The sequence below is a fragment of the Pseudomonas sp. 10S5 genome (assembly GCF_035019745.1).
In the GTDB taxonomy this organism is placed as follows: domain Bacteria; phylum Pseudomonadota; class Gammaproteobacteria; order Pseudomonadales; family Pseudomonadaceae; genus Aquipseudomonas.
Genome location: NZ_JASJVL010000012.1, coordinates 18,372 through 31,654 on the forward strand (window position 1 = coordinate 18,372; position 13,283 = coordinate 31,654).

Here is a 13,283-nt window from a genome sequence, read left to right on the forward strand (position 1 = left end):
GGCGACACAATCGTCTGTAGGAACCAACTTGTTGCGAAGGTTCTGAGCGGTATGTCTGAACCGCCTCGCCAACACGTCCGCTCCTACAGGCAGGTTGGACTCAGATTAATTCGTGCGCGACATCCAATGCTTCCTGAACCGATGCATTCAATTTTCTCATCTGCTCACAGCCCCACAGCACCCGCTCCGGGGTCGCGGGCGCATCAATCTTTGGCTGATGCCGATAATCGGCGACGCTGGCCACGGCGTCTTTGATTGCGCACCAGGCGGCGATGCCGAGCATGAATGGCGGTTCGCCCACGGCCTTGGAGTGGAACACCGTGTCTTCCGGGTTTTTGCGGTTTTCCACCAGCTTCACCCGCAGGTCCAGCGGCATGTCGCTGACCGCCGGGACCTTGTAGCTGGCCGGACCGTTGGTCATCAGTTTGCCCTTGGCGTTCCACACCAACTCTTCCATGGTCAACCAGCCCATGCCTTGAATGAACCCGCCCTCTACCTGACCCATGTCGATGGCCGGGTTCAACGAGGCGCCCACGTCATGGAGGATGTCGGTGCGGAGCATTTTGTATTCGCCGGTCAAGGTGTCGATGATCACCTCACAACAGGCCGCGCCGTAGGCAAAGTAATAGAACGGATGGCCACGGGCCTGGGTGCGGTCGTAGTAGATCTTCGGTGTCTTGTAATAACCGGTACTCGATAGCGAGACCTGGCCAACCCACGCCTGCATCGCCAACGATTCGAACGACAACACAAACTCGCCGACCCGTACATGGCCGTTGCGAAACTCCACCTGGTCTTCAGCGACTTTGTACTGTTTCGCGGCAAATTCGACCAAGCGCTGCTTGAGGATTTCAGCGGCGTTTTGCGCTGCCTTGCCGTTCAAATCCGCACCGCTGGATGCGGCCGTCGGTGAAGTATTCGGCACCTTGTCGGTGTTGGTTGCGGTGATCTGAATTCGGTCGATGTCCACCTGAAACACCTCGGCCACCACTTGCGCGACCTTGATGTTCAAGCCTTGGCCCATCTCGGTGCCGCCATGGTTCAGGTGAATGCTGCCGTCGGTGTAGATATGGATCAACGCACCGGCCTGATTGAGGAAGCTGGCGGTGAAGGAAATACCGAACTTCACCGGGGTCAGCGCCAGGCCTTTTTTCAATACCGGACTGCTGGCGTTATAGGTGCGAATCGACTCGCGGCGCTCGGCGTACTGGCAGCTTTCTTCTAGCTCGGCGGTCATCTCTTCGAGCATGTTGTGCTCGACGGTTTGGTAGTAGTGGGTGACGTTACGCTCGGTCTTGCCGTAGTAGTTAACCTTGCGCACCTCCAACGGGTCTTTGCCGAGGTGACGGGCGATGTTGTCCATGACTTCTTCGATAGCGACCATGCCTTGTGGCCCGCCGAAACCGCGATACGCGGTATTCGACGCCGTGTTGGTCTTGCAGCGATGACCATTGATGGTGGCATCGCCCAGGTAATACGAGTTGTCAGCATGGAACATCGCCCGGTCGACGATGGAGTTGGACAAGTCCGGCGAGCAGCCGCAGTTGCCGGCCAGCTCCAAACGAATCCCGTGCAGGCGTCCGCTGTTATCGAAGCCAACGTCGTACTCGATGTAGAACGGGTGGCGCTTACCGGTCATCAGCATGTCTTCGACCCGTGGCAGGCGCATTTTGGTCGGTTGTCCGGTCAACATTGCCACCACCGCGCACAAGCACGCCGGGCTGGCTGCCTGAGTTTCCTTGCCGCCGAACCCGCCGCCCATGCGGCGCATGTCCACCACGATCTTGTTCATGGAGACACCGAGCACTTCGGCCACCAGTTTTTGCACTTCGGTGGGGTTTTGCGTCGAGCAGTAAACGATCATGCCGCCGTCTTCAGTGGGCATCACCGACGAGATCTGGGTTTCCAGGTAAAAGTGTTCCTGGCCGCCGATGTGCAAACTGCCCTGCAAGCGGTGTTCGGCGCTGTCCAACGCGCTGACAGAATCACCGCGTTTGTGGGTGTGGCTGTCGAGGACGAAGTGCTTATTGCGGAACGCTTCAACCACGTCCAACACCGGCACCAGGTCTTCGTATTCGATGATCGCGGCCATGGCCGCTTTGCGTGCGGTTTCCAGATCACGGGCGGCGACAGCCATCACCGGCTGGCCCACAAACTCAACGGTATCGATGGCCAGCAACGGGTCGCCGGGCAGCAGTGGACCAATGTCCTTGAGGCCGGGAATGTCTTCGTGGGTGATCGCTATACGTACGCCCTCGAAGGCGTAGCACGGCGCGGTGTCGATGCTGATGATCCGCGCATGGGCACGGTCAGACATCCGCGCATACACGTGCAGTTGGTTGGGGAATTCCAGGCGGTCGTCGATGTACACCGCTTCCCCCGACACATGCTTGTCGGCGCTGTCGTGCTTGACGCTGCGGCCGACGCCGGTCTTCAGGTCTTGCTGAAACAGCGCGATCATTTCGGTCTGGGTTTTTTCCGGGGCGTGATTAGACATAAGAAGTCACCCGCGTTTCGATATGAGGCGATTGCAGCTCGATGAAGTACTTACGCAGCAGGTTTTGCGCGCTGAGCAGGCGGTATTCCTTGCTGGCGCGGAAGTCTGAGAGCGGGGTGAAATCATCCGCCAATGCCACGCAAGCGCGCTCCACAGTGGCCGACGTCCACGGCGCACCGATCAGCGCCTGTTCGCAGGCCGCTGCACGTTTCGGAATCGCGGCCATGCCGCCGAAGGCGACGCGTGCTTCAACGATAGCGCCGTTTTCCACCTGCAAGCGGAAGGCGGCACAGACGGCGGAGATATCGTCGTCCAAGCGCTTGGATACTTTGTACGCGCGAAATACCTGCCGGGCGTTGGCCTTGGGCACGATGATTTTCTCGATGAATTCGCTGTCCTGCCGCGCCGTGACCCGGTAATCGATGAAGTAATCTTCCAGCGCCAGGGTTCGACGGGTCTGGCCTTTGCACAGGACAAGTTGGGCGCCGAGGGCGATCAGCAGTGGGGGCGAATCACCAATCGGTGAAGCGTTGCCGATGTTGCCGCCGAGGGTGCCTTGATTGCGGATTTGCAGCGACGCGAAGCGCTGCAACAGCTCGCCGAAGTCCGGGTATTGAGCACTGAGTGCGACGTAACAGTCGGTGAGCGAGGTCGCGGCGCCGATTTCCAGGCGGTCGTCGAAATGTTCAATGCGTTTCATGGCTTCGATGTTGCCGACATAGATCATCACCGGCAGCGTGCGATGGAACTGCGTCACCTCCAGCGCCAGATCGGTGCCGCCCGCCAGCAAACGCGCTTGTGGGTATGAGTCATACAGTTCGGCCAAGTCGCTGACGGTCAGCGGCACCAGGCAACGTTTGTCGCCGCTGTTGAGTTCAGCGGTTTCCTTCGGCGCGATGGCGCGCAGGCGGGCAATGGTCGCGGCCTCGCGCTGATCGAATTGATCAGGTTGGCGTTGATCGCCGCACGCTTGCTCGGCGGCGGCCAGAATCGGGCGATAACCGGTGCAGCGGCACAAATTACCGGCCAGTGCTTCGTGGGCTTGATGACCGTTGGCTTCAGTGCTGTTCTTTTGCAGCGCGAACAGCGACATGACAAACCCTGGTGTGCAGAAGCCGCATTGCGAGCCATGACAATCGACCATGGCTTTTTGCACACTGTGCAGTTGACCTTGATGCTTTAGGTCTTCAACGGTGATCAGTTGTTTACCGTGCAACGAGGCGACGAACGTCAGGCATGAGTTGAGGCTGCGATAACGCAGATGTTCTTGGCCGTCGTCGAGATTCAATTCGCCGATCACCACCGTGCAGGCGCCACAGTCGCCACTGGCGCAGCCTTCTTTGGTGCCGGGTTTACCCAAGTGCTCACGTAAATAATTGAGCACCGTCGAATTCGGGTCCAGGACGTGCTCAGTTCGCAGTTCCTGATTAAGTAAGAATTGGATCACGGAGGCCTCTCTGCACTATTTTTATAATCGAACACAGGGGGTGAATTTATCAGCTCTGACTTTATGGTCAATAAATTTCTGACCTTAAAGTCAAGAAAACCCGAATTTTCCCTATTTGCCGATTAACGGTGTGCCACGCCAGCGGTTAGCTTTTTGACTGCTGTTTAAATAATTGCTTATTTCGTGCCAGATTCAAGTCTTATGGCCGTGCGCCATGCGATACACTGCGCGGCTCGTAGGATTGAGCTGAAGTTGAAGGAAGATCATGACGTTCAAGGCGCCGGACAGCCTCGCCGAGCAAATCGCTCGCCACCTTGCAGAGAGAATCATCCGTGGCGAATTGAAGCCAGGGGAACGCATTCAAGAGCAAAAGGTAACGACCTCACTCAGTGTGAGTCGTGGTTCGGTGCGTGAAGCGTTGCTGATTCTTGAACGCCGCCATTTGATTGTTATCCTGCCGCGCCGTGGTGCCCAGGTGACGGAGATCACCGCACACAATGTTCAAAGCCTCTGCACGCTGATGAGTGAGCTGTACATTCTGCTTGCTCTTGCTGTGGCTGATCGCTGGGAGGCGCCGATTGATCTTGCGCCATTCGTACAGATTCAACAGCGCCTCAAAAACAGCCTTGAACGCCAAGATGTGAAGGCCTTCGTCGAAGACAGCTTTAACGTCATGCGCGCGGCGTATCCATTCGCCGACAACCCATACCTGCAAGAGACTGTTGAAAATCTGCAACCGTCCATGAGCCGTAACTATTACTTGGCACTGGATCAGCGTAAGGCAGAAATGGGGGAATCCTTCAAGCACTTCGGCCAACTGCTCGATGCGGTGGTGGCGCGCGACGTTGTGCAAATTCGCGAAGTACTGGGCAGCTATGGTGAGCGCAGCTGCAAGTTGATTCTGTCCGCACTGGCAGTTGACTGACCTATGCGTCTCAAGTGCATCAAACTGGCCGGGTTCAAATCGTTCGTCGATCCGACCACGGTTAATTTTCCGAGCAATATGGCGGCGGTGGTCGGTCCCAACGGCTGCGGCAAATCCAATATCATTGATGCTGTGCGCTGGGTGATGGGCGAAAGCTCGGCGAAAAATCTACGCGGCGAGTCGATGACCGATGTCATCTTCAATGGCTCCACCACTCGTAAACCGGTGAGTCAGGCCAGCATCGAGTTGGTGTTCGATAACTCAGACGGCACCTTGGTCGGCGAATACGCCAGCTACGCGGAAATCTCCATTCGGCGCAAAGTCACCCGCGACAGCCAGACCAGCTATTACCTCAACGGTACCAAGTGCCGTCGGCGGGACATCACGGACATCTTCCTCGGCACCGGCCTTGGTCCGCGCAGTTACTCGATCATCGAGCAGGGGATGATCTCCAAGCTGATTGAGTCCAAGCCCGAAGACCTGCGCAACTTCATCGAAGAAGCCGCCGGCATTTCCAAGTACAAAGAGCGTCGGCGCGAAACTGAAAACCGCATTCGCCGTACTCACGAGAACCTAGCCCGCCTGACCGACCTGCGTGACGAGCTGGAACGCCAGCTTGATCGACTGCACCGTCAGGCCCAGGCCGCTGAGAAATATCAGGAATACAAAGGTGAGGAGCGTCAGCTCAAGGCGCAACTGTCAGCCCTGCGCTGGCAGGCGTTGAATGAGCAAGTCGGCCAACGCGAAGCCGTCATTGGCACCCAGGAAATCGGATTCGAAGCCTTGGTCGCCGAGCAACGTAACGCGGATGCCGGCATCGAACGCTTGCGCGACGGGCACCATGATCTGTCGGAACGCTTCAATGTGGTGCAAGGACGCTTTTACTCGGTGGGCGGTGATATTGCCCGCATCGAGCAGAGCATCCAGCATGGCCAGCAACGCCTGCGCCAACTGCAAGAAGATTTGCGCGAATCCGAGCGCTCGCGCCTGGAGACCGAATCGCATTTGGGCCACGACCGTACGTTGCTTGCGACCCTCGGCGAAGAGCTGGAAATGCTCGCGCCGGAGCAGGAAATCACCAGCGCAGCTGCTGAAGAATCCGCTGTGGCACTGGAAGAGTCCGAAGCCACCATGCACGGCTGGCAGGAGAAGTGGGACACCTTCAACCTGCAATCCGCCGAGCCGCGACGTCAGGCCGAAGTGCAGCAGTCGCGCATCCAGCAGTTGGACAGCAGCATGGAACGCCTGGGCGAACGGCAACGGCGACTGACCGAAGAGCGTCAATTGCTGGCAGCCGACCCGGAAGACGCAGCGATCTTGCAGCTCAGCGAAGACCTTGCCACCCGGGAAATGACCCTCGAAGAACTGCACGCCAGCGAAGAGCAACTGGTCGAACGCCTGGAGCACCTTCGCAGCGAACTGCATCGCGCCAACCAAGCGCAACAACAGGCCCAAGGTGAGCTGCAGCGTCTGAACGGGCGGCTGGCTTCCCTGGAGGCGTTGCAACAGGCGGCCCTCGATCCGGGCACCGGCACGGCTGAATGGCTGCGTGACCAGCACCTTTCTGAGCGGCCGCGTCTGGCAGAAGGTTTGCGCGTTGAACCCGGATGGGAGCTGGCGGTAGAGACCGTGCTCGGTGCCGACCTGCAAGCGGTGCTGGTGGACGGTTTTGCCGGACTGGATTTAGCCGGTTTTGAGCAAGGCGACCTGCGCCTGATCAGCCCTTCAATAGACGTTGCGCGTATTCCTGGCAGCCTGTTGGACAAGGTCGAAACATCCGTTGATTTGTCCGCTTGGCTGGGCGATGTGCAGCCGGTGGAACAGCTTGAGGATGCACTGGCTTTGCGAGCGCAGCTCGGAGCAGGGCAGAGCTTGATCAGTCGCGACGGCTATTGGGTCGGGCGGCATTTCCTGCGCGTACGCCGGGCGAGTGAAGCGCAAAGCGGTGTGCTGGCCCGTGGTCAGGAATTGATTCGGCTGGGCCTTGAACGCGATGAGCGTGAAGCCAACTTGGCCGCCCTCGAAGAACAGCTCCTCACACAGCGCGAACAGCAAGTTCAGCAAGAGGACGCCCGCGAACAGTTGCGTCGTCGACTCCAGGACGAAACGCGCCAGCAAAGCGAACTCAAGGCTCAACTGTCGGCGAGCAAGGCCAAGGTCGAGCAATTGACCCTGCGCCGTACCCGCCTTGATGAAGAACTGACTGAGCTGGGGGAGCAGCGCGCCATTGAACACGAGCAGTTGGGCGAGTCGCGCCTGCATTTGCAGGATGCGCTGGACAGCATGGCCCTGGACACCGAACAACGTGAATTGCTGCTGGCCCAGCGCGACAGCCTGCGCGAGCGCCTTGATCGGGTGCGTCAGGATGCCCGGCAGCATAAAGACCATGCGCACCAACTGGCGGTGCGTCTTGGCTCGCTTAAAGCGCAGCACGACTCCACTCGGCAGGCCCTTGAACGTCTGGAGTTGCAGTCCGAGCGCCTCACCGAGAAACGCGAACAACTGAACCTCAATCTGGAGGAGGGCGAAGCACCGCTCGAAGAGCTGCGCCTCAAGCTCGAAGAGCTGCTGGAAAAACGCATGGCGGTGGACGACGAAATGCGTCTGGCCAAGCTGGCGCTGGAAGACGCCGACCGCGAGCTGCGTGATGTCGAAAAACGTCGTAGTCAAGCCGAACAGCAATCGCAACTCGTGCGCGGCCAGCTTGAACAGCAGCGCATGGAATGGCAGGCACTCACCGTGCGGCGCAACACCTTGCAGGACCAGTTGCTGGAAGACGGCTATGACCTGCACGGCGTCCTTGCGACACTGACCCGTGACACCAATGAAAAGTCCGCCGAAGACGAACTGGAGCGCATCGCCGGACGTATTCAACGCTTGGGTGCGATCAACCTGGCAGCTATTGACGAGTACCAGCAGCAATCCGAGCGCAAGCGTTATCTGGATGCCCAAAATGCCGATTTGGCGGAGGCCCTGGACACCCTTGAAAACGTGATTCGCAAAATCGACAAAGAAACGCGTAACCGATTCAAAGAGACCTTCGATCAGATAAATAACGGATTGCAGGCCCTTTTCCCAAAAGTTTTCGGTGGCGGCAGCGCTTATTTGGAACTGACGGGCGAAGATCTACTCGATACAGGTGTGACAATTATGGCGCGTCCACCCGGCAAGAAAAACAGCACCATTCATTTGCTCTCTGGTGGTGAGAAAGCCCTGACCGCCTTGGCACTGGTATTTGCCATCTTCAAACTGAACCCGGCACCGTTCTGCATGCTCGACGAAGTTGACGCGCCGCTCGATGACGCTAACGTTGGACGGTACGCGCGTCTCGTGAAAGAAATGTCCGAAACAGTGCAATTCATCTACATCACCCACAATAAAATTGCCATGGAAATGGCGGATCAATTGATGGGCGTGACTATGCACGAGCCAGGGTGTTCGAGGTTAGTGGCGGTAGACGTGGAGGAGGCGATGGCGATGGCTTTGGTTGAAGGCTAGCGTTTTAGGCTGAAGCGATCATATGAGTGGCTATTTGACAGCTAGCGGCGTGCTTGATATCCGTTACAGTGGCCAAGTGGCTGAAACAGACGGTGTAAAGTTATCTTTGGTCGTGCTAGCTTAGTCAACACTTTTCTATTCGCGTGGGTAAAACGCCTGTCAGAACATAGAGTTGGCGCCACGTTTTAAAGGGGTTTCGGCCCTTATTTTCAGCATTTTTATTAGAGGCAAGGGATTACATGGAAATCGGTCTGCGCGAGTGGCTGATCGTCATCGGCATTATTGTCATTGCCGGTATACTTTTTGATGGCTGGCGCCGTATGCGCGGCGGCAAAGGAAAACTGAAATTCAGGCTCGATCGAAGTTTCTCAAACGCCGCAGACGACGACGAAACCTCATCGGCTGAGGTGCTGGGTCCGCCGCGTGTGCTGGACCAGAAAGAACCCAAATTGGACGAGCATGATTTGCCGTCGGTGAGCATGGCGCCGCGTGATGCCAAGCGTAAACGCAAAGACGAACCGCATCAGGGCGACCTCAATCTGAACCTCGACCTCGACGGGCCAAGCCTGTTCACCGGTCGCGATGAAGATTTTCCTGACGATAAGGCCGGACGTCGCTCGGAAGAACCAGCGCGCCGCACTGAAGACTTGCCGGCGGTCGAAGAAGTGTTGGTGATCAGCGTGATTTGTCGTGACGAGAGCGGCTTTAAGGGCCCTGCGTTACTGCAGAATATTTTGGAAAGCGGTTTGCGGTTTGGTGAAATGGACATTTTTCACCGCCACGAAAGCATGGCGGGTAACGGCGAAGTACTGTTCTCCATGGCGAACGCAGTCAAACCGGGCGTGTTCGATCTCGATGACATTGATCACTTCAGCACTCGTGCGGTGAGCTTCTTTCTCGGGTTGCCGGGTCCGCGTCATCCGAAACAAGCGTTCGACGTCATGGTGGCTGCGGCCCGTAAATTGGCCCACGAACTGAACGGTGAGTTGAAAGATGACCAGCGTAGCGTCATGACTGCGCAAACCATCGAGCACTACCGCCAACGCATCGTCGAGTTCGAACGTCGTGCATTGACGCATCGTCGTTGATCGCACAGGCACTGCGCGTCTGATCGCGGACAAGCCCGCTCTTACGGGATTTTGCATTACTGTGTAGGCGTAGGCCTGATCGTGATGGGGCCGTAAGGCCCGCTAAGCCGAACCAATATTGAGCAGCTTCGGCTGCTCTTTTGCTTTTTGAGAGAACACCGTATGAACGCCGCTGAAACCCGCATCCTCGAACTGCGTGCCGAGCTGGATCAGCACAACTACCGTTACCACGTGCTTGATCAGCCGAGCATCCCGGACGTTGAATACGACCGCTTGTTTCATGAACTCAAGGCGCTGGAAGCCGAAAATCCGCATTTGGTCACTCCCGACTCACCGACTCAGCGGGTCGGCAGCGCGGCGCTGTCGGCTTTTACTCAGGTGCGCCACGAAGTTCCTATGCTCAGCCTTGGCAATGCATTCGAAGAAAACGACATGCGCGAGTTCGACCGCCGTGTGACCGAGGGGTTGGATTTACCAGCGGGCGATCTGTTCGGCGAAGGCGCGCAAGTGCAATACAGCTGCGAACCGAAACTCGACGGCCTTGCCGTCAGTTTGTTGTATCGCGATGGCGCGTTGGTACGCGGCGCAACCCGTGGCGACGGCGCCACCGGCGAAGACATCAGTGTCAACGTGCGCACCGTGCGCAACATCCCGCTCAAACTCCATGGCAGCGGCTGGCCAGCAACGCTGGAGGTTCGCGGTGAAGTGTTCATGTCCAAAGCCGGCTTCGAACGGCTCAATGCCAGCCAATTGGAAATCGGTGGCAAGACTTTCGCCAACCCGCGTAACGCAGCTGCGGGCAGCTTGCGTCAGTTGGATTCGAAGATTACCGCTAACCGGCCCTTGGAATTCTGCTGCTACGGCCTGGGCCAGGTCTCTGACGTGTTTGCCGACACCCATATTGGCAACTTGGAAAAGCTCAAGCAGTGGGGCGTGCCAGTCAGTCGTGAATTGAAGCTCGCCAACGGCATTGGTGAATGCCTGGATTACTATCACGACATCGGCGAGCGACGTCTTTCGTTGCCCTATGAAATTGATGGCGTGGTGTTCAAAGTCAATGATTTAGCGTCCCAGCGCGAGCTGGGTTTTCGTGCCCGTGAACCGCGTTGGGCCATCGCCCATAAATTCCCGGCGATGGAAGAGCTGACCGAATTGCTCGACGTTGAATTCCAGGTCGGGCGCACCGGTGCCGTCACCCCAGTTGCGCGCTTGAAACCGGTAAAAGTTGCCGGTGTCACCGTTGCCAACGCTACGCTGCACAACATGGACGAAGTGGCGCGTTTGGGCTTGATGATTGGCGACACCGTTATCATCCGTCGCGCCGGTGACGTGATCCCGCAAGTGGTGCAAGTCGTTCTCGAACGCCGCCCGGACAATGCTCGCCCGGTGCAGATTCCGGAAAAGTGCCCGGTGTGCGGTTCCCATGTCGAGCGCACGCAACTGGTCAAGCGTAGCAAAGGCAAAGAAACCATCAGCGAAGGCGCGGTCTACCGCTGCGTCGGTCGACTGGCCTGCGGCGCGCAACTCAAACAAGCCATCATCCACTACGTCTCACGGCGCGCCATGGACATCGAAGGTCTGGGTGACAAGAGCGTCGAACAACTGGTCGACGAAGGGCTGGTGGCTTCTCCGGCAGACCTTTACACGCTGGCCTTCGAACAAGTCGTCGACCTGGAGGGCTTTGCCGAAGTCTCCAGTAACAAGCTGCTTAAGGCGATCCTCGACAGCAAGCGCCCGACCCTGGCGCGCTTCATCTACGCACTGGGCATCCCCGATGTCGGCGAAGAGACGGCCAAAGTGTTGGCGCGTTCGCTGGCTACACTGGAGCGGGTCAAACAAGCGCAGCCGGAAGTCCTCACCTACCTGCCGGATGTCGGGTTGGAAGTGGCTCACGAAATCCATAGCTTCTTTACCGACGCGCACAACATCACGGTCATTGAGCAACTGCTCGAGCGCGGGTTGGAGATTCAAGAACAGGGTGAGTTGGGCGCGGAGTTCGCAGCCAGCACCACCTTGGGCGGGATGATCGACAAGCTGCACATCCCGGCCATCGGCCCCGGCGCCGCGCAGAAATTGGCCGACAAATTTGGCACCTTGCAGGGCATTCTCGACGCTGACTGGCTGGACATGCGTCAGGCGTTGGCCGAGAAGCAAGCGAAAGCCGTACGTGATTTTTTCGATATCAAAACCAATGCCGAGCGTGCGCTGGAAATAGAGGCGCAGTTGAAAGCGTTCGGCATGCATTGGCACAGCGAGAAAAAGGTCGTCGAAGGTTTGCCGCTGGCGGGTCAGACCTGGGTATTGACCGGCTCGCTAGAATTGATGAGCCGCGACATCGCCAAGGAAAAACTCGAAAGCCTCGGTGCCAAGGTGTCCGGCTCGGTTTCGGCAAAAACCCAGTGCGTGGTTGCAGGTCCGGGTGCCGGCTCAAAGCTGACCAAGGCCAGCGAGCTGGGCCTTAAAGTGCTGGATGAAGAGGCGTTTGTGGTGTTCTTGAACACCCACGGTATCGACGTGAATTGATCAGCGTTTGCGGCCCACGGTAGGTGCCGTAGGCCTCACCCTTGCGCTTGATCAAATACACGGAACCCCCGCAGCGACACGTGATCTAGTGCTGGCACCCACAAGGAGATCGTCATGTTCCGCTTTTTCGAACAACTCAGCTCACGTATCTGCGCGCCATTTGTGGGTGAGACCAAGCGCAACAGCAAGGTTTGGCAGTGTCACTGCGGGCAGTCGATCTTCTTTGCCAATACTCAGTGCCTGGCCTGCTCGGCCGCCTTGGGCTATCTGCCAAAGCAGGGCAGGTTGGTCACGCTGGAGCCCGGCCCGCAGCTCAATACCTGGCGCCTGACCGACGAGCCTCAAGCAGGGCTTTACCGACGCTGTGCCAACGTCGATACGCCGGCGGCCTGTAACTGGCTGTTCCCCGACAGTGAACCGGGCGAATTCTGCATTGCCTGCAGCCTTAACCGGACTATCCCCGATCTCTCGATCCCGGAAAACGCCGGGCGCTGGTGCAAAGTAGAAACTGCCAAACGACGCTTGGTCGCGCAGTTGATATCGTTGGGTTTGAAAGTGATTTCGAAATCCCAAGACGAAGACACCGGCTTGGCGTTTGATTTCGTCGGCGTCGACCTTGAAGGCAAACTGCCCACCACCGGCCATGCCAACGGCCTGATCACCCTTAACATCGAAGAAGCAGACGACGCCCACCGCGAAGCCATGCGCGTCCAGCTGCATGAACCGTATCGCACCTTGCTTGGGCATTTTCGGCATGAAGTCGGCCACTATTATTGGGACCGGCTAATCGCTGACACCCACTGGCAGGACAATTTTCGCAACCTGTTCGGCGATGAACGCGCCAGTTATTCGGACGCACTTGAACATCACTATCAAAGCGGCACTCCAGCGGGCTGGCAACAAAGCTTCGTTAGCGCCTACGCGACCATGCACCCCTGGGAAGACTGGGCAGAAACATGGGCGCATTACCTGCACATGATGGATGCGGTCGACACCGCGCTCGGCTTCGGCATGAGCGCCCGGGACATGGACTTCGATTATCAGCCGTTCACACTGGAAACCCTCTACGACCCCCAGCACCCCGGTGGTCCGGCGTTCCTGTCATTCCTCAACGCCTGGATCGAACTTGCCGGCATGCTCAACGAACTGTCCCGCAGCATGGGTCAACCGGATTTCTATCCGTTCGTCCTGTCCCCTGCGGTGATCACCAAGCTGCATTTCATTCACCTGGTTATTCAACAGGCTGGCGGTAAGGCGGATGAGGCGCTGCAAGCGCAGTAGGTTTGATTAGCAGGCCCCAATCCT

7 protein-coding genes are annotated in these 13,283 nt (G+C 57.9%); 5 read left to right on the forward strand and 2 right to left on the reverse strand.

Annotation, left to right across the window (positions count from 1 at the left end; genetic code table 11):
• Window positions 1-100: 100 nt before the first annotated feature.
• Window positions 101-2,497, reverse strand: a complete 2,397-nt coding sequence (xdhB, locus tag QN378_RS14560) for a xanthine dehydrogenase molybdopterin binding subunit (protein ID WP_323547352.1) — start codon at window positions 2,495-2,497, stop codon at window positions 101-103.
• The gene (gene xdhA / locus QN378_RS14565; protein WP_323547354.1) at window positions 2,490-3,944 is read right to left on the reverse strand and encodes a xanthine dehydrogenase small subunit; all 1,455 of its coding nucleotides are present in this window, start codon (window positions 3,942-3,944) and stop codon (window positions 2,490-2,492) included. The genes xdhB and xdhA overlap by 8 nt, the downstream gene beginning before the upstream one ends.
• A 265-nt stretch (window positions 3,945-4,209) precedes the next feature.
• On the opposite strand from xdhA, the gene QN378_RS14570 reads away from it, so the two are divergent.
• The 5 genes from QN378_RS14570 (at window position 4,210) to QN378_RS14590 (ending at window position 13,259) form a co-directional block, all read left to right on the forward strand.
• Window positions 4,210-4,869, forward strand: a complete 660-nt coding sequence (locus QN378_RS14570) for a GntR family transcriptional regulator (RefSeq protein ID WP_323547356.1) — start codon at window positions 4,210-4,212, stop codon at window positions 4,867-4,869.
• Between the two features lie 3 nt (window positions 4,870-4,872).
• Window positions 4,873-8,367 carry a chromosome segregation protein SMC gene (smc, locus tag QN378_RS14575; protein WP_323547358.1) on the forward strand — a complete coding sequence of 1,165 codons (3,495 nt, stop codon included), beginning with the start codon at window positions 4,873-4,875 and terminating at the stop codon, window positions 8,365-8,367.
• 239 nt (window positions 8,368-8,606) lie between these two features.
• On the forward strand, window positions 8,607-9,455 hold the full coding sequence (gene zipA / locus QN378_RS14580; RefSeq protein ID WP_322204597.1) for a cell division protein ZipA: 849 nt from the start codon (window positions 8,607-8,609) through the stop codon (window positions 9,453-9,455).
• 162 nt (window positions 9,456-9,617) lie between these two features.
• Complete coding sequence (gene ligA, locus QN378_RS14585) at window positions 9,618-11,978, forward strand: NAD-dependent DNA ligase LigA (RefSeq protein WP_322204595.1); 2,361 nt, start codon at window positions 9,618-9,620, stop codon at window positions 11,976-11,978.
• Between the two features lie 114 nt (window positions 11,979-12,092).
• Window positions 12,093-13,259 carry a zinc-binding metallopeptidase family protein gene (locus QN378_RS14590; protein WP_323547361.1) on the forward strand — a complete coding sequence of 389 codons (1,167 nt, stop codon included), beginning with the start codon at window positions 12,093-12,095 and terminating at the stop codon, window positions 13,257-13,259.
• Window positions 13,260-13,283: the final 24 nt, after the last annotated feature.

Coding starts and splice junctions, on each gene's coding strand:
- smc (WP_323547358.1), top strand. CDS start 4,873: ATGCGTCTCAAGTGCATCAAACTGGCCGGGTTCAAATCGTTCGTCGAT.
- ligA (WP_322204595.1), top strand. CDS start 9,618: ATGAACGCCGCTGAAACCCGCATCCTCGAACTGCGTGCCGAGCTGGAT.
- QN378_RS14590 (WP_323547361.1), top strand. CDS start 12,093: ATGTTCCGCTTTTTCGAACAACTCAGCTCACGTATCTGCGCGCCATTT.
- QN378_RS14570 (WP_323547356.1), top strand. CDS start 4,210: ATGACGTTCAAGGCGCCGGACAGCCTCGCCGAGCAAATCGCTCGCCAC.
- xdhB (WP_323547352.1), bottom strand. CDS start 2,497: ATGTCTAATCACGCCCCGGAAAAAACCCAGACCGAAATGATCGCGCTG.
- zipA (WP_322204597.1), top strand. CDS start 8,607: ATGGAAATCGGTCTGCGCGAGTGGCTGATCGTCATCGGCATTATTGTC.